The organism is Nocardiopsis algeriensis, assembly GCF_014203695.1.
Lineage (GTDB): Bacteria > Actinomycetota > Actinomycetes > Streptosporangiales > Streptosporangiaceae > Nocardiopsis > Nocardiopsis algeriensis.
Window position 1 is genome coordinate 17,085 of sequence record NZ_JACHJO010000003.1, and the last position, 25,612, is coordinate 42,696.

The following is a 25,612-nucleotide window of genomic DNA, read 5'->3' on the forward strand; positions in this document are numbered from 1 at the left end:
GCGGAGGCTACGGTTCCACCTGCTGCTTGAGCGGGACGAGCAGCCCGAACCACTCTCCGACAGGGAAATCCAGATGGCCGAACTCGGGGTGCCGGGAGTCCCGCACAGCGTTCCCGGCCACGCTCTCGGCCACCTCGACGCAGTTCGACTGCGCTGTGCTGTAGCTGCTCTTGTACCAGGAAGAACGGAGTGTGCTGTTCATGATCATCATTCTGCGGTAGAGCCGGCGGACGTCAGGGCATCGAGCCTGGCGTTGATCGCCTTGACGGACTCGGCGGGCGGAAGCGCCCGCTCGGAGAGCACCTTGAAGCAGCCGAGATAGGGGGCCACGCTCTGCGGCGCCTCCAGGTAGACGTCGCTGGTCTGCAACTCCACGTGCACCCAGGTCAGCCGGTGCGTCTCCACCAGGGTGAACGCGCCGGCCAAGGCCGGGTGAGGAGCGGACAGGGGCAGGACCTGAACGGTGATCAGAGGACGGGACATCAGCTCCCGCAGCAGGACCAACTGCTCAGTCAGCACCTCGGGAGCACCCAGGGTCTGGTGGAGCGCGGCTTCGTGGATGACCGCGTGCAGGGCGGTCGGCTCCTCGTCCCGGTGGAGGATCTGCTGCCTCTGTCGACGCACGGCGATGAACCGTTCCAAGGCGTCCTCGCTCAGCTCCGTGCTGCTGGTAAGGGCCACGGCGCGCCTGGCGTAGTCCTCGTGCTGCAGCAGTCCCGGGATCACGCTGGTCTCGTAGGTGCGCACCTCTGACGCTGTCGCCTCCAGGCGGAGCAGGTCGAGGTAGGAGGGGGACAGGGTGTCGCTGTGCTCGACCCACCAACCCCTGCGCTCGGCCTCCACTTCTCCTGCCACTGCGATCAGGGTCTCCCGTGTGTCACGGTTCTCCACCCTGTAGGCGTCGAGCAGGGGGCGCACATCGCGTGCGGGGAGGGCGACGACACCGTTCTCGATGCGGCTGAGGGAAGCGGTCGACCGTTGGGCCGCGCGCGAGGCCTCCTGGAGGGAGAAGCCCGCTTCGCGGCGCAGGGCTTCCAGGCGGGTTCCCAACCAGCGCTGGCGCAGGGACGGTTCGTCAGGCACGAAAGCTCCCGGTGATCGCGTAAACGGCCCTCTGAGCGGGGCCGTGGGGACTTGAACTCAGGATGCCATAGTTCCTATGCGTAAATTTTTCTCTGAGAAAAGATTGCTACACGTAATGAAGTCGTGCATGCTGGTTGTGCGGTGACCGTACCCGCCGGACGCTCTCGCGCTTCGAGGAGACGGCCGACGGGTTGCTCACCGCTGGCTTTACAACCCTCGATGGACGCGCACGTGTTGAAGCCTTCCGTGCCATGCACAAGGAGCACGAGGCCCGAGCGCCGGCACACGCCGGACGTTCCTCTCAGAGAAAGGAATCGCGCCATGGTCCCCATGAGCGCCGTACCACCCCGTGACCCGGGCATCATCGACCTTCCGCCGCTGCCGCAGGCCACCCTGCCGCTGTGGGACCTGGTCCCCGCCCGGGCCCGGCACTACTTCCACCACGACCCCGACCGGGGCGCCTACACCACCCGCCGCTACGAGTTCGGGTCCAGCCTCGAACTCCTCCCGCTGGTGCGTGCCTTCCTCAACACCTGCGCGGCCCACCGCGACGCCGACTACCGGCACCTGTTCACCCTGCTCGGCTCGGAGCTGGTCAACAACGCCCTGACGCACTCCCGCTCGGGACGCCCCCACGGCCGGTACACGCTCACCTGCCGACGCCGCAGTAGTGGGCTCCACCTCACCTGCACCGACCAGGGCGATGTCTCGGGCCGGACCACCCCGGCCGGGGAAACCCATCCCCTGGTTCCCGATCCGCGCGGGTTGGATTTCGAGGCCGAGCACGGGCGCGGGCTGGCCATGCTCGATGCCCTGGCCACCGGGTGGGGCGACAACGGCATCGCCGACCTGCGGCAGGTGTGGTTCTTCCTCGCCTACGACCTCACCGACAACCGGTGGACCCAGGCCGCCTGAGAAGGCTCCTCAAGAACCCCCCGGAAATCGGGGCGAGGGCCTCCAGAGGCGCTCGGCACTGCGGGAAGCGCAGCTCCTGACGGGCCAAGGACACCCGAGCCGAGGCAGGCCTCGACATCTGAAAAACACAAGTGCCCCGACCGGTGCTCCAACACCGGACCGGGGCGAGATCACCACCTGATGCAACCAGGAGGAGACCGTGGAACACCCTACTACCGGCCGTCACCGGCGGCCCTGCGACAGCATGGCCGGGCGCGTGTGGGCCCTGGCTGCCGTGCTGCTGGCCACCGCCCTGGCCGCACTCTTCATCCCCCGACCGCCCCGACCGCCCCGGCTGCCCCGCCGGGTTCCGCGCGCGTTGCCCGCAGCGCCGATCTCCAACAATGCTTCTGAGCGTCGCAGGCGAGGTGGCAACCTGCCCGCCGGTCCGACCGGCTTCCCCGAACAGCACGTCTGGGCAGCAGGAGCCTCGACTGCCTCGGCCCGCTGGGAACAGGCCTACCGCGGCCGCTCCGCCCCGTTCGAGGAAGAGGACCGGGTGGACACCGCCCCCGACCTGATCGCCGGGGCGCTGGTGCGCCCGTACCTCAACCTCGCGGCCGTTCCTCGCCCCCGCCCGGCTGAACCGGAGGACTACCCAGCCCCAGCTTCGGGTGTCGAGCCCGAGCCGGTAGAGGACGAGTTCGCCGAGCTGACCGACCGCATCCGCGCCTATCTGGCGCTGCGGGGCTGAGAAAGACCTGGACGAACTGGGGGCGTCTCCTCCTGCGGGAGGAGACGCCCTCCGACGCTTCTCTGAAGCTGCAGGGTGTCGTCGCGGACTTCTCGGTCAATGGTCGGGAAGAAGGAACCCGAGGTGATTTCTCTGACCGTCGAAGCGGCCTGGAGGCGTTCCGGAAGCCTCCGAGGGAAGCTGACCAGGGTGGGCCGGGAAAGGGCCGACAACGCCGCCGATGGGTGGGCCCTTCCGGGGGCCAGTGACCCCGCCGATCGGTGGGGTCACCTTGATCGTCCCACCTTCAGCCCGTTATCAGTGCAGGTCAACGCCCCTGCGGGTGGGCCTGTAGGAATCCAGACTTAGAGCTCATCTCATTTGGTGGGTCTGCGGTAACAAATGAGTGTGCAGGCGATGCCGGTGAAGGCCAGGAAGTGGTCGGCCGGTAGCGGCGGTGTAGGCGGGGGCACCCGGCCAGCCACGCCATCGTGCGCTCCACCTGCCACCGGTGTCATCCCAGCCGCTGTGAGGACTCCACGCCCTTGCGGGCCAAGCGGTGCACGATCCCCCGCCGGCGCAGGTGGGCGTAATCGTAGCCCTTGTCGCCGTGCAGCTTGGCCGGGCGACGACGTCGTGGGCCACGACGAGACCGGATCGGGGGAATCCCCTGCACCAGGGGTTGCAGGGCCTGGCTGTCGTGGGTGTTGGCCCCCGAGGTCGCCACGGACAGGGGTAGACCCGCCCGGTCGGTGATCAGATGGATCTTCGACCCCTTCTTGCCCGATCAACAGGATTCGGACCCGTCAGGTCCCCCCTGTGAGGGCTCGCATGTTCACCGAGTCGATCGCGCACCGCGACCAGTCCACCTCGCCGCGGGCACCGAGTTCGTCCAGCACGAGCCGGTGGAGCTTGGCCCAGACCCGGGCCCGGGTCCACTCGGCAAAGCGCCGGTGTGCCGTAGGCCCGGACGGGCCGAACACGGGCGGGAGCTGGGCCCAGGTGCAGCCGCTGGTGGCCACGAAGATGATCGCAGCCAGCACCTCACGATCGCCATGTCTGCGCCTGCCACCGCCCTGGGGACGGGTGGGCGGTTCGGGCACCACTCGCTGGAACAGTTCCCACAGCTCATCAGGCACAAGGCGTTCCACCATCGACACGCGGCCAGATTACCGAGAATCCAAATGAGATGAGCTCTAAAGAACCCGGTACGAAACAGTTGGAAGAAGTTCCAGAACCAGGCCCGCCTCAAGGCGGGTTCGGAGTGGCAGGACTCGGGGTTGGTGTTCACCCGCCAAGACGGGACGGGTTGGCATCCCTCGCATGTGAGTGACTGGTTCGCCCGTATCGCCCGCGCGGCCGGCTTGCCGCCGATCACGTTGCACGGGCTCCGGCATGGGGCCGCCTCGATGGCGCTGGCGGCGGGCACGGACGTGAAGGTGGTCTCGGCCGAGCTGGGCCACTCCACGACCCATTTCACCCAGGACACTTACCAGACGGTGTTCCCCGAGGTGGCCAAGGCGGCGGCTGAGGCGACCGCTGCGCTCCTACGCGGCACTTCGGCACCGGTGAGTGGTCTGGTGCCGGTGCGGTAGACGGTACCGGGGAGCACACCAGGAGCGAGGGAGCGGCTCTCACCCCAGGTCAGCAGACGGGTTCACCCGTTCTGGCCTGGGGCTTCCTCACGTCCGGGGCTGGTGGACCATCGGATCAAAGGTCTCCTGGGCTGAGCTGGGCCTTGCAGCCGGTTCCACTCCGTTTTCTTCCGAAACCGGTGGTGAGGTCTCTTTCGGGTGATCCGAGCATAGCTTCCTGCCTTGGGACGATCTCCCATCAAGGAGACATATTGGCATGCGCACAAGGATACGCACCTCGCGAAGCTGGGTTTCTCGCGGTCGGATCGTGGAATGAGCCCGGTGTGCTTCCATCCATCGAATGCGGGATTCGAGGAGTTCGCCCGAAATGCTCAAAAAGATCCCCGGTGTGATTGCCATCCTGATGGCACTCGCCCTCCTTGGCTCAATGCCACAGGCCCATGCCACACATGTTCTACCAGCGGCCACAGTCGAGGACTACTACGTAGAGATCAACGGAGTCGAATACCGACCGTCGCAGGAGCGTTCTCAGACATGGGCGGCCTGCGGGGCGCGGGACGACAGCCACAAGCTTGTCCGTACTTTCACTAAAAACGGCGGCCCGTCCGGAAAAAGCGCCTACCTCAAATGTGGCTCGCAAGGCTGGGGGTATCGCCATATCAAGGACAGGCACATGGATGACTGGAACAACATCGCCGCCCAGATAGGAGATAACTGGAGGTCTTTCGCTGACTTCGCGATCGAACAGATTCTTATCGCACCCGAAAGTGTCTCCTACAGGGCTGGGAACGACACCTATGCGTTCACGGCGCCAGTGCAGATTCGAGACGGCGACGGGAACGTCGTCAGGACCTACCGGCCTGTGGTATCCGTCGCCAACGAGTCACGCAACATCATCACGGCCTATCCCCGGCGAGGGTAAGCGAAGGCGTATGCACGACACACTTCTGTTCACCGAACTCGTGCACCGGCTCAACCTGGATGACGGCTCGGCCGAGGAGGCTCCAGACCGGGTGGGTGTCCTTCTTCGCCGGTGGCAGGGCCGTGACCTGGATCCGCCGTACGTGTTGCATGTGGATCCGCTCACGCTGGGGGAGCATCTGCGGTCCATGGAGGCCATCAGCGAAGTGTTCCCGGACACCACCCCTGAGATCGGTGCGCTTCGATTGCTCCTCGTCCATATCGAGGAAGCCGTCGAGACCGCTCCGGAGGGCCACCGGCACTTGGTGATCGGCCCGGCCGGGGTGTACGCACAGCCGGATGCTCCACCGCGGACCGATCGCAGTGTTTAACGCAGGGCCGACACCTCCAGGGCAGGAGGTTGCCGCCGATCACGTTGCGCGGGCCGCGCCACAGGGCAGCCTCGCTCGCGTTCGGCGGGGTCGGACGTTGAAGGCGGCCTCGGGCGAACTCGGCCACACGACCGTCCATTTCATGCAGGACGAGTACCAGTCGGTGCTTCCGGAGGTGGCGAAAGCGGCGGCGGAAGCGGCCGCGCTGTCGTTGCGCGGGGCGGCGCCTGTGTCGGTGGGCGGGCACTGGGCCACCCCGGGGTCGGACTTGGGGCGCGCCCGCAGTGTTACGGGACGGCAAAATGCTCCGCGAGGTGCTTCTCCACCTGTACTGGACCTTGCACTGCGGAGCACACACGGAGCATTTCAGACCCCGATCAGGGCCGCGCGTCTCGCCTGCTCGACTCGCGCACCCCCTATGACCTGGGGTTTTGGGGCGCACCCGGCAGGATTCGAACCTGCGACCGTCGGATTAGAAGTCCGGTGCTCTATCCACTGAGCTACGGGTGCCTGATTCGGTTGTCGGCCGCGGTGTGCCGGAGACGGAACCTGCGGCCGGGTGGGTGCCGCGGTTGACGGTGTCTCGGGCAGACATTCTAGGGTATTCCGGCGATCCCGCCCACGGCTGGGCAAAGCTTCATCAACTACGGTGATTCGTAGTTGTCCCTCGTTGGCGTACTCGCCCCGCCAAAACGGTCTCCCGTGACCCCGTACACAACGTTACCGGTGATTAACACCCGTTGCGGCGCTGCGCCCACGTGTTTCGCCAACTGCTCGGCGTCGGGCAGGCCGGGCCCGCATGCGGATCCCTGTCCGGTCGCGGGGTGTGTCCCCGCCTCCCGGGAAGAGGGATCGGCAGGCGCCTCGCCTTCTACACTGCCACGCCCCGGCCGGTGGGTCCGCAGCAGGTAGGCACGCCGGCGTGCGGTACCACGCCGAAGGCACGGCGGGCAATCGCACGGACGGCCACCGCAGCAGAAGGCCGGCGCCCCGCGCCGAGCCCCTGGCCTGTGCGGACCTGTCCGTGCAGCGCACACCCGCATCCTGCACCGGCTGCCGTACACGAGCCTGCAAGCAGCACCCCAACGGCCTTCGTGCGGCAGCGCGGAGCCGCCGGCACCGCCTCGACCTGCCGGGGCGAGGGCAGCCGCTCGGCCCACACGGCCGCCCCCGTACCCCGCACCGGGCAGCGGCGAAGCCCTCGTGGCGTGCGCTCAGAGGTACCACCACTGGCCGAGCAGGATGGCGATGTGGGCAAGGGTGACGAGCATCAGCTCTCTCCTTCGGGAAAGTTACGTCACCCTCTGTATTCATAGTTACTCTGCGTATTAAACCTGCGTCTTCGCGGCCCGGAACCCGCGGGGCCGCAAGCCAGGATCCGCACGGCCTTCCGGTCCCTGTGGGGCCTCAGGCCGCGAGGCTGCGCGCGTAGTTGACCTGCTGGTTGATCTGCTCCGCCAGGCCGGGGTAGGAGGCCGGGACGGAGGTCGCGTGGTAGTGGCCGTGGTTCTGGACGGTGACCTGGACGTGGCCGCTCGTTCTCTGCTCCTTCACGAGGAGGAAGAGCAGGCCCAGCAGGCAGGTCCACCAGAAGACGAGGATCGCCACGACGATGGCCCAGACCGGGGTGCTGCGTTCGGTGCGGCTCATGTCGGTGACCGTCCACACGCTCCCCTTGAGGGGGAAGCGGCCGCCGGGGGTGATGACGGTGGTCTGGGTGAACGCGATGTCGCCGATGGTGCAGAGAACGGCCTCGTGCGGGGCGTCCGGCTGCATCGGCACGTAACCGCCGTGGGGCTCCAGGGAGTTGCCGTAGCCCTGCTGGGGCGGCGCGTCCCAGTGCGCGGCGCCGGGGTCGTGCGGCTGCTGCCAGGGCTCGCCCTGGCCGGGGGTGGGGTGCTGGTCCATGGGCTCGATTCTCTCAAAGGCGGGGGGAGGCATCAGGGGTCGGCCGATACCGGGTGCCGGAAATGCACGCTCTGGCCGGATGTGGCCACTTCCGGCCACGGGCCGGGCGGGCGCGCGGGGCTGCCGGGGGACGCCCCGGAAGGTTCACGCTGTGTGTGTCGTACGTCACGCCAAACATAGCGTTGTGCGGGGCCACGCGACGGTGCGGTCCGGGCGCCCCGCCAAAACATGAAACTCTTTCGCGATTTCCGTTCCCGTGCTTAGCATGCCGCTGACCATCGCCCGCACCCACAGGTGGTGATCCACATGCCCCCTTCCCCCGACCGCCGGAGACGCGCGGGCGCCGCAGGCCTCGTGCTCGCCGTGGCGACCGCCACCGTCTCCGTGCTCCCCGCACTCCCCGCCGCCGCCGACCCGGTCCCGGACTACTGCGCCCCCGAGGGCTGCCACGACATCCTTCCGGCCGGCCAGGACGGCACGGCCACCCTCGTGGAGATCCTCGGCCACCAGGCCTTCGGCACCCGGCCGAGGCACTCCTCCAGCCAGCTGGACATGTACGACAACCTCGTCCACCACTACGACGGCCTCACCGAGGAAGGGCTGGACGACTTCTTCCTCGACGCCACGTTCGGAGTGGACCCCGACGACGTCGGACGCACCTACCGGCCGCGCGCCGACGTCACCGTCACCCGCGACGCCGCCCACGGCATCCCCCACGTCGAGGGCACCACCCGCGAGGGCACCATGTTCGGCGCCGGGTACGTGGCCGCCGAGGACCGCCTCTTCCTCATGGACGTCCTGCGCCGGATCGGCCGGGGCGAGCTCACCTCCTTCGCCGGAGGGGCCGAGGGCAACCGGGGCATGGAGCAGGACCTGTGGCGGGGCGCCCCCTACACCGAGGAGGACAAGCAGGCCCAGATCGACCGGGTCGCCGCGCAGGGCGAGAGGGGCCGGCAGGCCCTCGCCGACGTCGACGCCTATCTGGAGGGCGTCAACGCCTACATCGCCGAGGCCGACCGCAGGCGCAACTTCCCCGGCGAGTACGTCCTGACCGGCCACAAGAACGCCATCACCAACGCCGGCGAGATCGAACCCTTCACCGCCACCGACGTCGTCGGCATCGCCTCCATGGTCGGCGGGATCTTCGGCGGCGGAGGCGGCGGCGAGGTCCGGTCCGCCGTCGTCCTGGCCGGATTCCAGGACCGCTACGGCGCGCAGGAGGGCCGGGAGCTCTGGCAGGCCTGGCGGATGGAGAACGACCCCGAGGCGGTCGTCAGCGTCCCCGGCGAGTTCCCCTACAGCGGAACGCCCGACGACCCCGTCGGCGAGGTCCTGCCCGACCCCGGTTCGGTCGAGTACTACGACATCGTCCACGGCGAGCACGGATCGGCGGCGACCGGGGCGCGGGCGGCGGAGGCGGCCGAACCCCCGGCCGCCGCGGTCGAGGCCCCCGAGGAGGGGGAGGAAGCGCCCACCAACGACGACCTGCCGGCCGCCCAGCAGCAGGAACTCGAGGAGATGGTGGAGGAGGGCGACCTCTCCGCCGCCGAGGGCATCTTCGACGACGGCGTGCTGCCGGAGGGCTTCACCGACCCGCGCGGCATGTCCAACGCCCTCCTGGTCTCGGGAGAGCACACCGAGAGCGGCAACCCCGTCGCCGTCATGGGCCCCCAGACCGGTTACTTCTCACCCCAGCTCCTCATGCTGCAGGAACTCCGGGGGCCGGGCATCAGCGCCCGGGGCGCCTCCTTCGCGGGCGTGAGCTTCTACGTCCAGATGGGGCGCGGCGTCGACTACGCCTGGAGCGCCACCTCGGCGGGCCAGGACCTCACCGACACCTTCGCGGTGGCGCTGTGCGAGACCGACGGCTCCGAACCCACCACCGGTTCGCGCGCCTACGTCGACGGCTCCGGCGACTGCGTGCCCTTCGAGGAGCTGAGCGTCACCAACACGTGGGAGCCCACGGTCGCCGACAGCACCCCGGCCGGCGGCTACACGCTCACCTCGCTGCGCTCGGAGTTCGGCCTGGTGCACTCCTTCGCGACCGTCGGAGGGGAGCCCGTCGCGTTCACGACCCGGCGCTCCACCTACATGCACGAGGTCGACTCGATCATCGGGTTCCAGCGCTTCAACGACCCGGACGAGATCACCTCGGCCGAGACGTTCACGGACGCGGCCTCCGACATCGGCTACGCGTTCAACTGGCACTACGTCGACCACGAGGACATCGCCTTCGTCAACTCCGGCGCCAACCCGGTCCGGACCGAGGGCACCAACCCCAACCTGCCCGTCGACGCCTACTCCGGGGCCGGCTGGTCGGGCTGGGACCCCCAGACCAACGACGCCGACCTCCACCCGCCGGAGGACCACCCGCAGGCGGTCGACCCCGCTTACATCGTCAACTGGAACAACAAGCCCGCACAGGGATACACCTCCGGCTGGTCCACGGGATCGGTGCACCGCGGCGACCTGCTCGACTCGCGCGTGTCCTCGCTGATCGCCGGCGGGCACGAGTTCACCACCGCGAGCCTCACCCGGACGATGATGGAGGCGGGCACGGCCGACCTGCGCGCCGAGGAGGTCCTGCCGCTGCTCCTGGAGGTCATCGACACCGCGGAGGTGGAGGACCCCGAGCTCGCCTCCGCCGTGGAGGGCCTGCGGACGTGGCACGAGGCCGGTGCGCTGCGGCGCGAGCCGTTCCGCGACGCCGGCTACTACTCCTACGCCGACTCCATCCGCGTCCTGGACGCCTGGTGGCCGCTGCTGGTGCGGGCCCAGTTCGAGCCGGAGCTCGGCGAGGACCTGTACACCGAGCTGACCCGGGTCTCCCAGACCGACGAGTCGCCCTCGGGCGCCACCGGGGGCAGCGAGCCCGGCAGCCTGAACCAGGGCCAGCCCCACCGCGGCTCCGCCTTCCAGTACGGGTGGTGGTCCTACGTGGACAAGGACCTGCGCACCCTGCTCGGCCACGGCGTCGAGGGGCCCCTGGGCGAGGAGGCCTACTGCGGTGGCGGCGACGTGCAGGAGTGCCGCACCCTGCTGCTCGACACGCTCGCCGAGGCCGCCGCCACCCCGGCGGGCGAGGTCTACCCGGGCGATGCCCACTGCGACGCCGGCGACCAGCTGTGCGCCGACACGGTGATCCACCAGGCCGTGGGCGGCATCAACATGTGGCCGATCGCCTGGCAGAACCGGCCCACCTACCAGCTCGTCTACCAGTTCTCCGGCGGCAGGTAGCGCGGGCGGGCCGGACGCGGTCCCGGAACCCCCGAGGGGGCCGGGGCCGCGTCCGGCCGTCCGGAACCGGAGCCCCCCGACCCGGCGGGCCGCCGGGACGCGAAAGCACTTGCCCTGCGGGAGTTGTGCGGGTAGATAAGGGGTACCCGCAACCCGATGGAGGGCCGCACATGGACGCCTGGGTGCTCTGGCTGATCCTCGCGGCTGCGCTGGGCATCGCCGAGGTCTTCACCCTGACCTTCGTGCTCGGGCTCCTGGCGGTCGCCGCGCTGGCCGGCGCGCTGCTCGGCGCCCTCGGTCTGCCGGTGGCGGTGCAGATCCTCGGGTTCACCGCCGCGGCCGCCGCCGGGATCTACGTCGTCCGGCCCCTGGTGCGGCGCCAGTCCGACAAAGGCCCCCGCGTCCTCTCGGGGGCCCAGGCCCTGGTGGGCCGCTCCGCGGTCGTCCTCCGGCAGGTCGATGCCGACAGCGGCCTGGTCAAGCTCTCCGGGGAGGAGTGGTCGGCGCGGAGCATCGACGAGGACATGGTGATCCCGGCCGGAACACACGTCGACGTCGTGGAGATCGACGGGGCCACCGCCGTGGTCTATCCCCGCGAGCCCCTGCCGTGAGCGCGGTACGGGCCCGCAGCCGCATTCCCGACACCCAGGCCAGGAGCTGAGAAATGATCGACCCGGCCGTACCCTTGGCCATCATCGCCGTCCTGCTCGTCGCCCTCGCCCTGGCGTCGATTCGCATCGTGCCGCAGGCACGGGCGTACAACATCGAGCGCTTCGGCCGCTACACGCGGACCCTGGGCCCGGGGCTGAACTTCATCATCCCGGGCGTCGACCGCGTCAACACCAAGTTCGACCTGCGTGAACAGGTCTTCACCTCGCGTCCCCAGCCCGTGATCACCGAGGACAACCTGGTCGTCAACATCGACACCGTCCTCTACTACCAGGTCACCGACGCCAAGGACGCCGCCTACGAGATCGCCAACTACATCCAGGCGATCGACCAGCTCACCGTCACCACCCTGCGCAACGTCATCGGCTCCATGGACCTGGAGCGCACCCTCACCTCGCGCGAGGAGATCAACACGCGCCTGCGCGGAGTCCTGGACGAGACCACCGGAAAGTGGGGCATCCGGGTCAACCGGGTCGAGATCAAGGCGATCGACCCGCCGCCCACCATCAAGGAGGCGATGGAGAAGCAGATGCGCGCCGACCGCGACAAGCGCGCGGCCATCCTCCACGCCGAGGGCGAGCGGCAGTCCCGCATCCTGCGGGCCGAGGGCGCCCGCCAGCAGGCCATCCTGGAGGCGCAGGGAGAGCAGCAGGCCGCCATTCTGCGCGCCGACGGCGAGGCCCAGGCCATCGAGCGGGTCTTCCAAGCCGTGCACGCCAACAACGCCGACGCCAAGCTGCTCGCCTACAAGTACCTGGAGACACTGCCGGACCTGGCCAAGGGCGAGGGGAACACGTTCTGGGTCATCCCCGGTGAGTTCACCGAGGCGATCAAGAACGTCAGCCACGCCTTCGCCGGCGACGCCGCCGCGGGCACGCCCTCCACGGAGAAGGAGGACAGCGACGGTCCGGCCCAGATCGCCGCGCCCGATCCCCACCGCTCCTCGGCGGTGCAGGCCGCGGTGGACGCCGCCGAGGCGGCCCAGCGCGCGGTCGACGACGCGCGCAGCGACGTGCGCAGGGCGGGCACCCCGCCCGGGCAGCGCAGCAGCGGGGAGTAGCGCGGCGGGGACACCGCCCCCGCCGCGGTGAGCTCAGACCAGCAGGAGCTTGCCGCTGGTCCGGCGCGAGGCGAGATCGGTGTGGGCGCGGCCGGCGTCGGCCAGCGGGTAGCGCCCCCCGATCCGCACGTCCAGCCGGCCCTGCGCCAGCAGGGAGAACAGGTCCCCGGCCCGGCCCAGCAGCTCCTGGCGGTCGGCCACGAAGTGGGCCAGGGAGGGCCGGGTCAGGTACACCGAGCCTGCCGCGTTCAGCCGCTGCGGGTCCACCGGCGCCACCGGCCCCGACGACTGCCCGAACAGCACCAGTACGCCGCGCGGGCGCAGCGACGCCAGGCCGGCGTCGAAGGTGTCCCGGCCCACGCCGTCGTACACCGCGGCCACCCCCTCGCCGCCGGTGAGCTCGCGCACCGCCTCGGCCACGGGGGTCTCGGTGTAGCGGACGACCTCGTCCGCGCCGGCCTCCCGGGCGATCCGCTCCTTGGCCTCGGTGGACACCGTGCCGATGACGCGGGCGCCCCGCGCCTTGGCCAGCTGGGTGAGGAGCAGCCCCGTACCGCCCGCCGCGGCGTGCACCAGCACGGTCTCGCCCTCGGAGACCGGGTGGACCGAGTGGGTCAGGCTGTGGGCGGTCATGCCCTGGAGCAGCAGGGCGGCGGCCTGCTCGTCGGACACCCCGTCGGGGACGGGGACCACCAGGGACGCCTTGACCGCCGCGCGTTCGGCGTAGGCCCCCGGGGCCATCGCCCAGCCGACGCGCTGCCCGGCGGACAGGTCCTCGACGCCCTCGCCGACGGCGGTGACGACACCCGCGGCCTCCATGCCGGGGACGAAGGGGAGCGGAACCTCGTACAGGCCGCTGCGCTGGTAGATGTCGATGAAGTTGACCCCGCGGGCCGTGACGTCGACGACCACCTCCCCGGGCCCCGGCACGGGGTCGGGAACCTCGCTCGGCCGCAGGACCTCGGGTCCGCCGTTCTCCTCGATCACCATGGCGCGCATGGAACCACTGCTCCTCAGGTCCGGATCTTCCCGCATCATGCCAGCCCGGCGCGGTTCGCCGCCACGACCGCGCCCGGAGGGCCTCAGGACTCCTCGGTGATCTCGGCGACGCCGAAGTGCGTGTAGAGCACGGCGACGGGTTCGGGCCCCGATCCCGTGCGGGTCACGATGCCGACCCGGCGGCGGTCGTCCTCGTCCTCGGGCGGGTCGGGAAGGGGATCCTCGTCCACGACCTCCAGCACGTGCTCGCCGTTGACCCACATGGACAGTTCCATGCGCTCGCCCGCCCCGTCCTCGGCGGCGCGGTGGTGGCAGGAGAGCGTGACGGTGTTGGTGGGCACCGCCTCGGCGTCGAACCTGTAGGGCCGCTGGGGATCGTAGTCGTCGGTCCGGGCCTCCTCGTCGTAGAGGGGGTAGGGGGAGAAGCCGTCCACCTCCGTGGTCTGCGCGAGCGTCCGGTCGCCCTGGTCCTCGTTCATCCGGCGGATCTCGGCGCGCAGGCCGTCGTGGCGCAGCAGGGCCTCGTACTGGGTGCGGGTGCCGTCGTTCTCGCTGTCCCAGCAGCGGACGCCGAACACCGCCTCGCCCGGACCCTCGACCGCGTATCCCGTGGCGCTGACCACGACCCCGTCGGGCATGCCCTCGGGCGGTTCCACGGGTGCGGGGATGCCCCGGCTGGTCTCGTCGTCCGGTTCCAGCCGCAGCAGGAGCCCGCGCTTCTCGGGCCAGTAGCCGTCCGACTCACCGGGGGAGTAGCCGTCGTTCTGCCACTCCTGGTCGACGTTGAAGTCCGTCTCGTAGAGGGGGACGGAGTCCGGCACGGGACGGCCGCCGTTCATCAGCGCCACGACACCTGTGCCGACCGCGAGCACGGCGGCGACGGCCGCGGCGCCGATCACGATCGCTCTTCCCCGCTTCCTCGGCTCTGCCGGGGGAAGGGGTGCTCCGGGCCCGGAAGGAGGGCCGAACGCGGGCTGACCGTACGGCGGGGACGGGTGCCCGGGGGCCGGGTACGGGGGAGGGGCCGCCTGTCCGTGTCCGCCCGGCGCCCCACCGTGCGGGCGCTGCCCGTGCGCCCCGGCCGGAGTGGGCGGCGCGGCCGGAGCGGGTGGCGCGGCCGGAGCGGGCGGCTGGAGGCGTGCGTCGGAAGGCGGGGGCGCCTCCCGGTCGGCGGGCCGGTGGCCGGGAACGGGGGCGCTCTCGGGGGGAGCGCCCGCGACGGGGGAGCCGCCGGGCGGATCCCAGCCGCGGACGATGGTGCGGTCGACCTCGGAGGGTGCGGGTTCCTCCTGCCCGGTCAGCCGGGCCAGGAGCTGCGGGGAGGTCGGCCGCGCGGCGGGGTCCTTGGCGAGCGCGGCCGACACCAGGTCGTGCAGGCCCGGGTCCAGGCCCTCCAGGCGCGGCTCGGCGGAGGAGATGTTGTGCAGGACCGCGGGGACGGTGGGCGCGTCGAAGGGGGCCGCGCCCGTTCCGGCGAAGGCCACCAGGCAGCCCCAGGCGAACACGTCGGCGGCCGCCGTCGGCTGCTCCCCGAGAATCAGCTCCGGAGCCATGTAGGAGGGGGTGCCGATGAGCTGGCTGGAGCGCGTGGCCGCGCCGTCGGAGCCGTCCAGGGCCCGGGCGATGCCGAAGTCGATGACCTTGGGGCCCACCGGCGACAGCAGCACGTTCGCGGGCTTGAGGTCGCGGTGGACCACCCCGGACCCGTGGATGGCGGTGAGTGCCGCGGCCACGCCCATCGCCAGGCTGTCGAGGGTGCCGCCGGACATGGGGCCGCTGCGGCGGACGGCCTCGTGGAGGTTGGGGCCGGGGACGTACTCGGAGACGATGAAGAGCGGTTCCTCGTCGAGCCGGGCGTCGATCACCCCCGCCGTGGAGAAGCGGGCCACGCGCCGGGCCGACTCGACCTCGCGTGCGAAGCGCCGGCGGAACGTCTCGTCCTCGGCGAGGTCGGGGTGGATCAGTTTGACGGCGACGAGGCGGTCCGAGGCGTCCTCGGCGAGGTAGACGGTGCCCATGCCGCCCCGGCCGAGGCGGCTGACGATGCGGTACCCGCCGAGCGCGCGCGGATCGCTCGCGCGCAGGGGTCTGCCGGTGTGCTGCCCGTTCGACGTCACGGTTTCCTCCGGAGGATGCGGGGCCCTTCGGGGCGGAGGGGGGTCCGGCCGCGCGGACCGCGAGGGCGCCCGGGCGGGGGGTCATGGCGTGGGAACGTGCCGAGCGAGGACCGAGCCAGCACAGCAACCTCCTTCTTCTCAGGGGAAACCGGGCCGGTTCCCCTCCGGCCGGTGCCGACCGCGTCGGCCCCGGCCGCTTGCCGGGCGACCGGGCGGCACAGGACGGGAATCCTCCGCCCCGGGGCGGAGGAGGGGGCGAGCCGGGATCTTTCGTGCGGACCGGGAGGTGGCTCCCGACAAGCGTATCGATGCCGGTGTCCGCCGTGTCGCGGAGCTTCCGCCGGGTGGAAGAGCCAGGTCGGGGCGCTTGTGCGCGCCAGGGGATCCGCCCCCTGTATTCGCTGATGCCGGAGATGCCGAAACGGTTCCGCGGAGCCGCGGGATTCGCTAGTGTGGGAACACATGTTCGAACGCCTGTTCGTGTCTTCCCCATGGGAAGCAGGTCCGGCGGCCCGTACCCGAACCCGGAGGGGTCGATGCCGAGGGGAAGTGCCGTGGGTCGTTGCCACAGGACGGAGATCGCGGTCACCGAGGACGAGGGGCGTCCGGTCCGCTTCACGTGGAACGGCAGGGTGTACGGCGTGCGCAGGATCATCGACCACTGGGTGACCCTGCGTACGGACTGGTCGCCCGAGAGCAGTGCCCAGGTGCCCGAACGCCGGCACTGGAGGGTGGAGGCGGGAGCGGCCGACGCGCGGGGGGTGTACGAACTGCGCCACGACACGCCGACGGGACGGTGGTTCCTCTCGCGGGTCCGGGGCTGAGCGCCCGGGGGCGAACGCGTGCCCGGGGCGGGTGCGGAGGCGCCGGCCCCCGCCGTCAGCCCGCCGCGGCCAGATCGGCCGGCAGGAGGCTGTAGACGGCCAGGTCGGTGCGGCCCTCGTGCAGGGGCATGGCGCTGCGTTCGACCCCCTCGAAGGTGAACCCGGCCTTCTCCGCCACCCGGCACGAGGCGGTGTTGCCCGGGGCGGCCTTGATCTCCACGCGCCGGAAGCCCTGTTCGAGGGCCCAGCGGGAGACCGCCACGGCAGCCTCGGAGGTGTACCCCGACCCCCTCGCCCACGGTGCGGACCAGTAGCCGATCTCCGTGTTCATCGCCGACCACAGGGTGCGCACCAGCCCGATCGACCCGAGGAGGCGGTCCGAGCCCTTCTCCGTCACGGCCCACTGCTGGCCGTCGCCGCCGGTGCGCATCCCGGGGGCGGTCTCACGGCACCACTGCTCGGCGTCCCGGCGGGTGTAGGGGAGGCCCGGGGCAGGGAGGGGGATCCACCTCTGGAGGAGGGGATCGGTGCAGCTCGCGTACACGTCGTCGATGTCCGCCTCGACGAAGGCGCGCAGCCGGAGGCGCTCCGTCTCCAGGATGACGGACGGCAGGATCGGCTTCTGCTGGGTGCTGCTCACGCTGGGTCCTTCTCCAGGTCATCGACGGCGTGTGCGCTCACCCTATGTGCAGGAGCCGAAAGCCCCCCACAGATTTTCCACATGCGCTCTCGGACTACGCTTAACGGACAAATGAGGGACTGAGCGGGCAGTCGACACACCCGATGGGGAGCGATCATGACCAACGACGACCGGGAGGACGCCCGGCGCGGCGGGGAGGGCGGGCACGAACCGCCGTCCCGCGCGAGCGCCGGTACGTTCGGCGGCCTGCTCGACGGGCTGCCCGAGAGCGGTCGGGGAGCCCGGCCGCAGAGCGCTGCGGGCCCGTCCGCGAACCCCTTTCGGCAGGTGAGGCAGCCCGCGGCCGAACCGGCGCCGGCGTCCGCCGCGAAACCTCCCGCGGCAGAGCCTCCCGCCGCGAAGCCTCCCGCCGCGCCCACCGTGCCCGTCGCCGAGCCCCCGGCACCTGCCGCCGAGGCTCCCGCGCCCGCGCCCGAGGCCCCCGCGCCCGAGACTCCGGCACCTGCCCCTGAGGCCTCCGCGCCGGCTCCCGAGCCCTCCGCACCCGCCTCTCCGCCCCCCGCACCCGAGACCTCCGCGGCCCCCCGGGAACCGGGCCCGCCCGGACCCGGCTCCCCGGCGGCGACGGCCGCCGGGGGAGACGCGGACCGAGGTTCCGTGACCACCGAACCAGAACAGAGCATGCACCTACACGAAGCAGCAGCGCCCGAGTCCCAGCACATGGGCCCGCCCCAGGCACGTCCGACACCGTCCGCGGCGACGGCGCCCGGACACGCCTACGGCGACGCCGAGCGCGCCGCCGTCTACCGGGCCATCCGCGACCGGCGCGACATCGAGGCGGGCTTCCGCCCCGACCCCGTCCCCGACGACGTGCTGACCCGCGTCCTGGAGGCGGCCCACCAGGCCCCCAGCATCGGCGGCTCCCGCCCGTGGGACTTCGTCGTCGTCGACGACCCCGGCCTGCGCGCCCGCGTCCGGGACCTCGCCGCGCGCGAGCGCGAGGAGTACACCCGGGCCCTGCCCGGCACCCGCTCCCACGCCGTCCCCGGGCTCGAGGTCGAGGCCGTCCTGGAGGCGCCCCTCAACATCGCGGTCACCGTCGACCCCGCCCGCGGTGTCCACCACGCGGCCGGACGCCACTCCAGACCGGCCTCCTACGCCTCCGCGCTCGCGGTGGAGAACCTCTGGCTGGCCGCCCGAGCCGAGGGACTCGGCGTCGGCTGGGTCGGCCTCGTGGACGAGCACGACGTCGCCCGCGCCCTCGAACTCCCCGACCACCTGGAGGTCGTCGCCTACCTGTGCGTGGGCTACGTCGAGGAGTTCCCCGCCGAACCCGAGCCCGGGCCGGGTGTCTCGGAATGGACCCGGGGGCGCCCCCTGTCCTGGGCGGTGCACCGCGACCGCTACGGTCGCCGCGGTCTGCCGGGTCAGAAGCCCACGACCCTGCTGGAGGAGACCATCACCGCCATCGGAGCCCTGAACACCCGTGCGGTGGAGGAGGCCAGGGACCGGCAGAACCGGATGACCAAGCCGCCCGGTTCCCTCGGTGTCCTCGAGGAGGTGTCCGTCCGGCTCGCCGGGCTCGCCGGTGAGTGCCCGCCTCCCGTGCCCGAACCGGCCGCCGTCGCCGTGTTCGCCGGCGATCACGGCGTCCACGCCCAAGGGGTGAGCTCCTGGCCGCAGGAGGTCACCGGGCAGATGGTGCACAACTTCCTCCGGGGCGGAGCCGTCGTCAACGCCTTCGCGGCCCAGGTGGGGGCCGAGGTCACCGTCGTCGACGTCGGCGTCGCGGCCGACCTGCCGCGCGCCCCCGGGCTGCTGCCGCGCAAGGTCGCGCGCGGCACCGCGGACTTCACCCAGGGCCCCGCCATGACCCGCGAGCAGGCCATGCAGGCCCTCGAGAGCGGCATCGAGATCGCCCGCGACCTGGTCGCCGCCGGAAACCGCTGCCTCATCACCGGTGACATGGGCATCGCCAACACCACCCCCTCCGCCGCCCTGGTCTGCGCCTACACCGGCGCCGACCCGGAGCGGGCCACCGGCAGGGGAACCGGGGCCGACGACACCGTGTACAAGCACAAGATCGAGGTCGTGCGGCGCGCCCTGGCCGCCAACCCGGTCGACGCCGGTGACCCGATCGGCACGCTCGCCGCGCTGGGCGGGCTGGAGCACGCCGCCCTGGCCGGCTTCGTCCTCGGGGGCGCGGCGCTGCGGGTGCCCGTCCTGCTCGACGGCGTCATCGCCGGTTCGGCCGCCCTGGCCGCCGCGGCCATCTCCCCGGAGTCGGTGAGCGCATTCTTCGCCGGGCACCGCTCCAGCGAGCCCGGACACGGCCTGATCCTGGAGCACCTGGGCCTGCGCCCGCTGGTGGACCTGGAGATGCGCCTGGGCGAGGGGTCCGGCGCCCTGCTGGCCCTGCCCCTGCTCCAGAGCGCGGCCCGCGTCCTGCGCGACGTCGCCACCTTCGACGACGCCGGGGTCTCCACCGCCCCGTGACGCGGAGGCCGCCCGCACCCGGATCGGCGGTGCGGGCGGCCCTCCATCCGGCGCACCCCCCTTTTTTACGAGCACGTAACAACGTGCTGACAAGGTACGTTGAAGCAATCACTGGTGAATCTCCCCTCCCCTCGGGATCCCGCCGCCGCTGCCGGGGACCGGAACGGACGACCGGAAAGGGCGCGTCCCATGACCTATATGCTCGGTCTGCGCATGGAAGGCCGCGACGTCCTCGTCGCCGGCGGGGGCAGGGTCGCCCAGCGCCGGATCCCCGTGCTCCTGGAAGCGGGTGCGCGGGTCACCCTCGTCGCCCCCGACGTGTCCGCAGCGCTGGAGGACCTCGCCGACGGCGGCCGCATCACCTGGCTCCGGCGCACCTACGAGCCCGGTGACGTCGCCGGGCCCGCTGCTCCCCCCTACTGGCTGGTCCACGCGGCCACCGACGACCCCGTGGTCAACGCCGCCGTCGCCGAGGAGGCCGAGGGCGCCCGCATCTGGTGCGTGCGCGCCGACGACCGGCACGCCTCCACTGCCTGGACGCCCGCCTCCGGGAGCGCGAACGGCGTCACCGTCGGGGTCGTGGCCTCCGGGGACCCCCGTCGCTCGGCGGGTCTGCGCGACGCCGTCGTCGGCGGCCTGGCCGACGGAACCCTCGACGTCCGCCGGGGCCGCGAGCGGTTCGCCGGAGTGGCGCTGGTCGGCGGCGGCCCCGGCGACCCCGGCCTCATCACCGTCCGCGGCCGGCAGCTCCTCTCCCAGGCCGACGTCGTGGTCGTCGACCGGCTCGCCCCGACCTCGCTCCTGGACGGGCTGCCCGCCGACGTCGAGATCGTCGACGCCGCGAAGGTCCCCTACGGGCGCTCCATGGCGCAGGAGGAGATCAACCGGATCCTCGTCGACCGGGCGAGGCAGGGGAAGTTCGTCGTCCGCCTCAAAGGGGGCGACCCCTTCCTGTTCGGGCGCGGCGGCGAGGAGGCGGCCGCCTGCGCCGCCGCCGGAGTCCCCGTCACCGTGGTGCCCGGCGTGACCAGCGCGCTCGCGGCGCCGGCGGCCGCGGGCATCCCCGCCACCCACCGCGGCGTGGCCCAGGACCTGCACGTCGTCTCCGCCCACGTCCCCCCGGGCGACCCCCGCTCGACCGTCGACTGGGAGGCACTGGCCCGGTCCGGCGGAACCGTCGTCGTACTCATGGGCACGGAGAGCCTGGCCGCCGTGGCCGACTTCCTGGCGACCCGCGGACGGGACGCCGACACTCCCGCCGCGGTGGTTCAAGACGCAACACTGCCCTCACAGAGGGTTCTGACAGGTACGCTGGCGACCATCGCGCACGCGGCCAGGTCGGCCGGTGTCCGGTCACCGGCTGTGGTGATCATCGGAGATGTGGTCACAACAGCCCGGGAACTTGAGATACTGCACACAGGTAACCAGTTCGTATCCAGACTGGCGACCGGGCGCGATCTCCAGTAGTACCCCGTCGACGGCGTGTACCGCTCGTTCCGGCGGGAACGTCAGCAGCGATGAGGAGGGCACACCGATCATGACCCGGCCGTCGGCCGCTCCGGACACCTCCGGATCCGGTCCCACCGGCCGGTTCGGTACCGGACCGGCCGCCACCTCGGACCAGCATTCCCACGCCTCCGCACCCGGACCGGGTGAGGACCCCAGGGCCATAGCCCAGGCCCGCCGGGGGCCCACCGTCCCGGTTCCCGCCGGACCGGCCAAGCACCGTGCCCCCGCCCCGGAGGACGGCCGCTTCGAACAGATCCTGGAGACGCTGCGCAGACAGATCCGCGACCTGGAGTTCGCCGAAGGGCTGCCCGGGTCGGAGGAGGGGCGCGTCCTCCAGGCCGACGTGCTCGCCCAGCTCACCGACTACGTCCTGCCCCGGGTCCGCCGCCCCGACATCCCGCTGCTCATCGCGGTCGCCGGTTCCACCGGGGCAGGCAAGTCCACGCTGGTCAACAGCCTGGTGGGGGAGCAGGTCACCACCACCGGCGTACGCCGGCCCACCACCAACAGCCCGGTCCTGGCGTGCAACCCCGCCGACGTCGACTGGTTCGGCGAGGCGTCCTTCATCCCGTCGCTGCCGCGCGTGCGGCAGCAGGGCCTGGCCATGCCGGGCAAGGACGGCATGCTCGTCCTCGCCGCGACGGAGGCCATGCCGCCGGGGGTGGCGCTCCTCGACACGCCCGACGTCGACTCGGCCGTCGCGGCCCACCACGAGTTCGCGGCCAAGTTCCTCGACGCCGCCGACCTGTGGGTCTTCGTCACCACCAGCACCCGCTACGCCGACGCACGGGTGTGGGAGTTCCTCCAGGTCGCCCGGGACCGCGACACCTCTCTCTCGGTCGTGCTCTCCCGCGTTCCCCGCAAGGGCCGCCGCCAGCTGCTCGACCACTTCGGCGCGATGCTGGAGGCCAACGGCCTGGGCGGCGCGACGCGGTTCGCGATCCCCGAGACCGATCAGATCCAGGGCGAGCGCTTCACCTCCAACGTCGCCGACCACATCCGCGAGTTCCTGGCGGACGTGGCGGGGGAGGCCGAGCAGCGCGACCGGGTCTCCCGGCGCACCTTCATCGGCGTCATCGACAGCTTCCGCACGCGCATTCCCGAACTGGCCCGCCAGGTCGAGGCGCAGATCGAGGCCGGCCGCGCGCTCGGCAGCGCCGTCGACGACGCCTACGCCACCGCCCGCCGGCGCATCGACACGGGCCTGGGCGACGGCTCCCTCCTGCGGGGGCCGCTGCTGGCCCGCTGGCAGGAGGTCGCCGCCAGCGGTGAGCTGGCCCGCAGCCTGCGCGGCAAGCGCGCCCGCAGGAGCGGCCGCGCCGAGCAGGCCGAACGGGGCCAGCGCGTCGCCGCGCTGGAGGACGCGGTCCGCGACGCCCTGGAGGCCCTGGTGGTCTCCGCCTGCGAGCACGCCTCCGAGGAGATCGAGGGCCGCTGGCGCGAGGTGCCCGGCGGCCAGGCGATGGCCTCCCGGGCGCTCAACCAGCCCGGCACCGGGCTCCTGGCGCAGCAGACCCGCCAGGAGATCGCCGAATGGCAGCGCGAGATCGCCGAGATGACGACCGCCAGCGGCGCGACCAAGCGCTCCGTGGCCAGGTTCGTCACCTTCGACCCCGACATCGTCACCCTGATCCTGATCATCGACCTGCTCGGCTACGAGCAGTCCCACTCCGGAGGCGGCGCACACGCGGCGGACACCTCCGGGACATCTCCGCAGCGCCTGCTCAAGGGGCTGTTCGGGGCCCAGTCGCTCCGCAGCATCGGCGCGACGGCGCGGGACAACCTGCGCCGCCGCGTCCTCGGACTGCTCCAGCGGGAGCGCGTTCCCTTCGACAGCGCCTTGGCGTCGGCCGGCATCCCCTCCGAGGACACCGCCGTACAGCTCTACCAGGCCACGTACAACCTTGAGATAGCACGATGACGACTTCCAGGCATCCCGAGCATGCGCACGTGGACCCCGAAGCGGCCGAGTCCGAGGAGGCGCGTCGGGACGGACCGACCGCCTCCGGGACGGGCCCGTGGCGGGGCTACACCATGCCGGTTCCCGAACATCCGGAGCACGCGCACGTCGGCGAGGGTTCCGAGGAGCCCTCCTACGACGGGATCGCGGGCTACCCCTCCGGCGCTCCCAAGGAGCGTCCCGACGAGGGCGGTGCGCAGGACCCCGCCGCCGTCCAGCCCCAGAAGCAGTCGGGCAGACACGCGCGGCCCCCGGCCGAGGCCGGCCGTGAACGGCGCGCGCCCCGCGAGGAGGAGGACCCCGACGGCCTCGCCGGCTGGGTCGGCAGTCTCGCCGAGGCCGCCGACGACACCCGGATCGCCGGACGTACCAGCGGCACCTTCGCGACCGTTCCGCCGGCGGCGCGCGGAGCGGAGGGCGAACGCCCTCCGGCCCGCCCCGAACCGCAGGAGGGGCAGGTCGAGGAAACCCGGGCGGCGGAGGACACGGCCGCGGGGCCGGAGACAGCGGTCGGTCCCGACGCTCCGACCCGGCCCGGTGCCTCCGCGCGGGTGCCCGGTCCCGGCCCGGACGAGGCCTCCGAGGCCGAGGACGACGCGTCCGCCCCCCTGCCCCGGCGGGTTCCCGGCCCCTCTGCGGTCTCCGGGGCCTTCCGGGCCGTGGGGCCGAACACCTCGGCGGACGAGGACGAGGACGAGTACCGGCCGACCACGCACGACCGCTGGGAGCACACCAGCAGTACCACCCGGGCCGAACTCATCGAGCGGCTCGACGCGCTCTCCACCCTCGTCGAGATCGGCCGCTCCGACCTGCCCCAGGACCTCACCGAACGGGCCGGAAAGCTGCTCGACCACGCGGGTGCGCGCCTCCGCCTGTCCGCCGAGCACACCGTCGTCGCCCTCGCCGGCGGAACCGGCAGCGGAAAGTCCTCCCTGTTCAACGCGCTGTGCGGGCTGGAGCTGTCCCAGACGGGGATCACCCGGCCCACCACCTCCAAGGCGCACGCCTGCGTGTGGGGACACGAGGGTGCCGACGCACTCCTGAGCTGGTTGGGTGTTCCCACCCGCTACCGCCACTCGCGCACCAGTGTCCTGGACTCGGGGGACTCCCCGCTCACCGGTCTGGTCCTGCTCGACCTGCCCGACCACGACTCGGTGCGCAGCATGCACACGGCGGAGGCCGACCGGCTCATCGGCTCGGTCGACCTGCTCGTGTGGGTGCTCGACCCGCAGAAGTACGCCGACGCGGCGGTCCACCACCGCTACCTGGCCAAGATGGCCGGGCACGGTGCGGTCACCGTCGCCGTCCTCAACCAGGTCGACAGGGTGGAGCCGGACGAGCTCAAGGAACTCCTCACCGACCTGCGGCGCCTGCTGGAGACGGAGTCGGGGGTGCACCCGCGGGTCCTGACCACCTCCACCGTGACCGACCACGGCATCCGGGACCTGCGCGAGTTCCTGGCCGAGGCCGTGGGAGAGCGCCGGGCACAGGTCGACCGCCTGGTCGCGGACCTGGACCAGATCGTGGAGCCCTTCGCCGAGTTCCACGGCAAGGAGGTCCCGGCGGTCGTGCCCGAGGAGGTGCACGGCCGCGTCCAGGAGGGCCTGGCCGAGGCGGCCGGGGTCGACGCGGTCGCCGACGGGGTCGAGGCGGGAGACGTGCGGCGCGGCCGGCGCCAGGTCGGTTGGCCGGTCCTTCGTGCGGTGGCCAAGCTGCGCAAGGACCCGCTCGCGGCCGTGCAGCTCGACTTCCTGCGCAAGGACGGCGAACACGCGGTCGGCGGCCCCGTCGACGCGCACGAGGCAGAGCTGGAGAAGGTCCTGGGGGAGGTCGCCGACACGGTCTCCGAGGAGATGCCCGACATGTGGCGGCGCCGGATGCGGGCCGCCGCGCGCACGGGTGTGCCCGAACTGCCGGCGGAACTGGGGGAGGCCGTCTCCTCCGCGGTGGGCGATGCCCGCGAGACCCCGTCCTGGTGGGGCGTTGCCAGGTCCGCCCAGTACGCGCTGGCGGCGACGGCCGGGGCGGGACTGCTGTGGGCGGTCGTGGCGCTGGTGAGCTGGATCGGCGGTGGCATCACCGGGCTGGAGCTGTTCGACGACCCGGTGTTCCTCGCCTACGCCTCCGCGCTGGTCGTGGCGGCGCTGCTGGCGGGCTGGCTGACCGGTGTGGGCTGCGGAAACCTCGTGGAGGTGGCGGCGGTGCAGCGCCGGGAGGAGGTGGAGCGCGCCGCCGAGAAGCGGATCAGGGAGATCGCGGCGCAGCGGGTGGTGCAGCCGATGGAGGCCGAACTGGCGCGCTACCAGGAGTTCCGTGCCTCCTACGAGGTGGCGAGGGGGATCGGCGGCTGATCCGAGGGCCGGACCCAGGGGCCCGGGGGCGGACGGTGTGGATGCCGTCCGCCCCCGGGCGTCTCATGTGGACAGCGGATCTCAGATCCAAGTGGCGCCAGAGGTGACCATGTGTACTCCTTCTGTCGAGTGCCGACGGGGTGCGGCGATCGGAGTTGCCAAATGTTCGACGCTCCGTGCCTGAGTGGCTACCGCCGTACCCCAGAGCAGAATGCCCTAGAACTTCCCTCTCGCCAACCCCTTCG

At 71.8% G+C, this 25,612-nt stretch carries 18 protein-coding genes, 1 tRNA gene and 2 pseudogenes; 13 read left to right on the forward strand and 8 right to left on the reverse strand.

Annotated elements, in window-relative coordinates; all coding sequences use genetic code 11:
• Positions 1-7 precede the first annotated feature (7 nt).
• On the reverse strand, positions 8-202 hold the full coding sequence (locus FHS13_RS04635) for a DUF397 domain-containing protein (protein ID WP_184288070.1): 195 nt from the start codon (positions 200-202) through the stop codon (positions 8-10).
• Between the two features lie 5 nt (positions 203-207).
• Positions 208-1,083, reverse strand: coding sequence for a Scr1 family TA system antitoxin-like transcriptional regulator (locus FHS13_RS04640; RefSeq protein ID WP_184288073.1), 876 nt, complete (start codon positions 1,081-1,083; stop codon positions 208-210).
• 321 nt (positions 1,084-1,404) lie between these two features.
• Between FHS13_RS04640 and FHS13_RS04645 the strand changes: the two genes are divergently transcribed.
• Positions 1,405-1,998, forward strand: a complete 594-nt coding sequence (locus FHS13_RS04645; protein ID WP_246404567.1) for an ATP-binding protein — start codon at positions 1,405-1,407, stop codon at positions 1,996-1,998.
• A gap of 199 nt (positions 1,999-2,197) precedes the next feature.
• Positions 2,198-2,731, forward strand: a complete 534-nt coding sequence (locus tag FHS13_RS04650) for a hypothetical protein (RefSeq protein WP_184288076.1) — start codon at positions 2,198-2,200, stop codon at positions 2,729-2,731.
• Between the two features lie 356 nt (positions 2,732-3,087).
• Here FHS13_RS04650 and FHS13_RS04655 read toward each other — a convergent pair.
• Positions 3,088-3,864, reverse strand: a pseudogene (locus FHS13_RS04655) (IS5 family transposase).
• Positions 3,865-3,918: 54 nt separating this feature from the next.
• On the opposite strand from FHS13_RS04655, the pseudogene FHS13_RS04660 reads away from it, so the two are divergent.
• From FHS13_RS04660 to FHS13_RS04670, 3 genes and pseudogenes are all read left to right on the forward strand, one after another.
• A pseudogene (locus FHS13_RS04660) lies at positions 3,919-4,305 on the forward strand (tyrosine-type recombinase/integrase); the annotation flags it as partial.
• A gap of 367 nt (positions 4,306-4,672) precedes the next feature.
• On the forward strand, positions 4,673-5,227 hold the full coding sequence (locus FHS13_RS04665) for a hypothetical protein (RefSeq protein ID WP_184288079.1): 555 nt from the start codon (positions 4,673-4,675) through the stop codon (positions 5,225-5,227).
• Positions 5,228-5,237: 10 nt separating this feature from the next.
• Positions 5,238-5,597 (forward strand): hypothetical protein, encoded by a 360-nt coding sequence (locus FHS13_RS04670; RefSeq protein ID WP_184288081.1) that lies wholly within the window; start codon positions 5,238-5,240, stop codon positions 5,595-5,597.
• A 437-nt stretch (positions 5,598-6,034) separates the two neighbouring features.
• Here FHS13_RS04670 and FHS13_RS04675 read toward each other — a convergent pair.
• A tRNA-Arg gene (locus FHS13_RS04675) sits at positions 6,035-6,107 on the reverse strand.
• An 897-nt stretch (positions 6,108-7,004) separates the two neighbouring features.
• Positions 7,005-7,505, reverse strand: a complete 501-nt coding sequence (locus tag FHS13_RS04680) for a hypothetical protein (RefSeq protein ID WP_184288084.1) — start codon at positions 7,503-7,505, stop codon at positions 7,005-7,007.
• 306 nt (positions 7,506-7,811) lie between these two features.
• Here FHS13_RS04680 and FHS13_RS04685 point away from each other — a divergent pair, with 306 nt between their 5' ends.
• From FHS13_RS04685 to FHS13_RS04695, 3 genes are all read left to right on the forward strand, one after another.
• Complete coding sequence (locus FHS13_RS04685) at positions 7,812-10,742, forward strand: penicillin acylase family protein (protein ID WP_184288087.1); 2,931 nt, start codon at positions 7,812-7,814, stop codon at positions 10,740-10,742.
• A gap of 170 nt (positions 10,743-10,912) precedes the next feature.
• Entirely contained in the window at positions 10,913-11,353 is a 441-nt protein-coding gene (locus FHS13_RS04690) for an NfeD family protein (RefSeq protein ID WP_184288089.1), read from the forward strand.
• A 53-nt stretch (positions 11,354-11,406) separates the two neighbouring features.
• Positions 11,407-12,471 (forward strand): SPFH domain-containing protein, encoded by a 1,065-nt coding sequence (locus FHS13_RS04695; RefSeq protein ID WP_221442398.1) that lies wholly within the window; start codon positions 11,407-11,409, stop codon positions 12,469-12,471.
• A gap of 33 nt (positions 12,472-12,504) precedes the next feature.
• On the opposite strand, the gene FHS13_RS04700 is transcribed toward FHS13_RS04695, so the two are convergent.
• Positions 12,505-13,470, reverse strand: a complete 966-nt coding sequence (locus FHS13_RS04700) for a quinone oxidoreductase family protein (protein WP_184288092.1) — start codon at positions 13,468-13,470, stop codon at positions 12,505-12,507.
• Positions 13,471-13,553: 83 nt separating this feature from the next.
• Complete coding sequence (locus FHS13_RS04705; RefSeq protein WP_184288095.1) at positions 13,554-15,587, reverse strand: protein kinase domain-containing protein; 2,034 nt, start codon at positions 15,585-15,587, stop codon at positions 13,554-13,556.
• A 536-nt stretch (positions 15,588-16,123) separates the two neighbouring features.
• Here FHS13_RS04705 and FHS13_RS04710 point away from each other — a divergent pair.
• A complete protein-coding gene (locus tag FHS13_RS04710) occupies positions 16,124-16,411 on the forward strand; it encodes a DUF6504 family protein (protein WP_184288098.1) in 288 nt (95 codons plus the stop codon).
• A 55-nt stretch (positions 16,412-16,466) separates the two neighbouring features.
• Here the strand turns inward: FHS13_RS04710 and FHS13_RS04715 are convergent, their stop codons facing one another.
• On the reverse strand, positions 16,467-17,051 hold the full coding sequence (locus FHS13_RS04715; RefSeq protein WP_184288101.1) for a GNAT family N-acetyltransferase: 585 nt from the start codon (positions 17,049-17,051) through the stop codon (positions 16,467-16,469).
• 156 nt (positions 17,052-17,207) lie between these two features.
• On the opposite strand from FHS13_RS04715, the gene cobT reads away from it, so the two are divergent.
• The 4 genes from cobT to FHS13_RS04735 all read left to right on the forward strand — a co-directional run bounded on the left by cobT (position 17,208) and on the right by FHS13_RS04735 (position 25,367).
• Positions 17,208-19,547 (forward strand): nicotinate-nucleotide--dimethylbenzimidazole phosphoribosyltransferase, encoded by a 2,340-nt coding sequence (gene cobT / locus FHS13_RS04720; protein WP_184288104.1) that lies wholly within the window; start codon positions 17,208-17,210, stop codon positions 19,545-19,547.
• Positions 19,548-19,736: 189 nt separating this feature from the next.
• Positions 19,737-21,014: a uroporphyrinogen-III C-methyltransferase gene (gene cobA, locus FHS13_RS04725; RefSeq protein ID WP_184288107.1), complete on the forward strand. Its 1,278-nt coding sequence runs from the start codon at positions 19,737-19,739 to the stop codon at positions 21,012-21,014.
• Between the two features lie 70 nt (positions 21,015-21,084).
• Positions 21,085-22,977, forward strand: coding sequence for a GTPase (locus FHS13_RS04730; RefSeq protein ID WP_184288109.1), 1,893 nt, complete (start codon positions 21,085-21,087; stop codon positions 22,975-22,977).
• On the forward strand, positions 22,974-25,367 hold the full coding sequence (locus tag FHS13_RS04735) for a YfjP family GTPase (protein ID WP_184288112.1): 2,394 nt from the start codon (positions 22,974-22,976) through the stop codon (positions 25,365-25,367). Before FHS13_RS04730 ends, FHS13_RS04735 begins: the two co-directional genes overlap by 4 nt.
• Positions 25,368-25,612 lie beyond the last annotated feature (245 nt).

Excerpts from the sequence above, each read along its gene's own strand:
- FHS13_RS04685 (WP_184288087.1), top strand. The coding sequence starts at position 7,812 with ATGCCCCCTTCCCCCGACCGCCGGAGACGCGCGGGCGCCGCAGGCCTC.
- FHS13_RS04645 (WP_246404567.1), top strand. The coding sequence starts at position 1,405 with ATGGTCCCCATGAGCGCCGTACCACCCCGTGACCCGGGCATCATCGAC.
- FHS13_RS04670 (WP_184288081.1), top strand. The coding sequence starts at position 5,238 with ATGCACGACACACTTCTGTTCACCGAACTCGTGCACCGGCTCAACCTG.
- FHS13_RS04695 (WP_221442398.1), top strand. The coding sequence starts at position 11,407 with ATGATCGACCCGGCCGTACCCTTGGCCATCATCGCCGTCCTGCTCGTC.
- FHS13_RS04700 (WP_184288092.1), bottom strand. The coding sequence starts at position 13,470 with ATGCGCGCCATGGTGATCGAGGAGAACGGCGGACCCGAGGTCCTGCGG.
- FHS13_RS04665 (WP_184288079.1), top strand. The coding sequence starts at position 4,673 with ATGCTCAAAAAGATCCCCGGTGTGATTGCCATCCTGATGGCACTCGCC.
- FHS13_RS04735 (WP_184288112.1), top strand. The coding sequence starts at position 22,974 with ATGACGACTTCCAGGCATCCCGAGCATGCGCACGTGGACCCCGAAGCG.
- FHS13_RS04710 (WP_184288098.1), top strand. The coding sequence starts at position 16,124 with ATGCCGAGGGGAAGTGCCGTGGGTCGTTGCCACAGGACGGAGATCGCG.
- FHS13_RS04680 (WP_184288084.1), bottom strand. The coding sequence starts at position 7,505 with ATGGACCAGCACCCCACCCCCGGCCAGGGCGAGCCCTGGCAGCAGCCG.
- FHS13_RS04690 (WP_184288089.1), top strand. The coding sequence starts at position 10,913 with ATGGACGCCTGGGTGCTCTGGCTGATCCTCGCGGCTGCGCTGGGCATC.
- cobA (WP_184288107.1), top strand. The coding sequence starts at position 19,737 with ATGACCTATATGCTCGGTCTGCGCATGGAAGGCCGCGACGTCCTCGTC.
- FHS13_RS04730 (WP_184288109.1), top strand. The coding sequence starts at position 21,085 with ATGACCCGGCCGTCGGCCGCTCCGGACACCTCCGGATCCGGTCCCACC.
- cobT (WP_184288104.1), top strand. The coding sequence starts at position 17,208 with ATGACCAACGACGACCGGGAGGACGCCCGGCGCGGCGGGGAGGGCGGG.
- FHS13_RS04635 (WP_184288070.1), bottom strand. The coding sequence starts at position 202 with ATGAACAGCACACTCCGTTCTTCCTGGTACAAGAGCAGCTACAGCACA.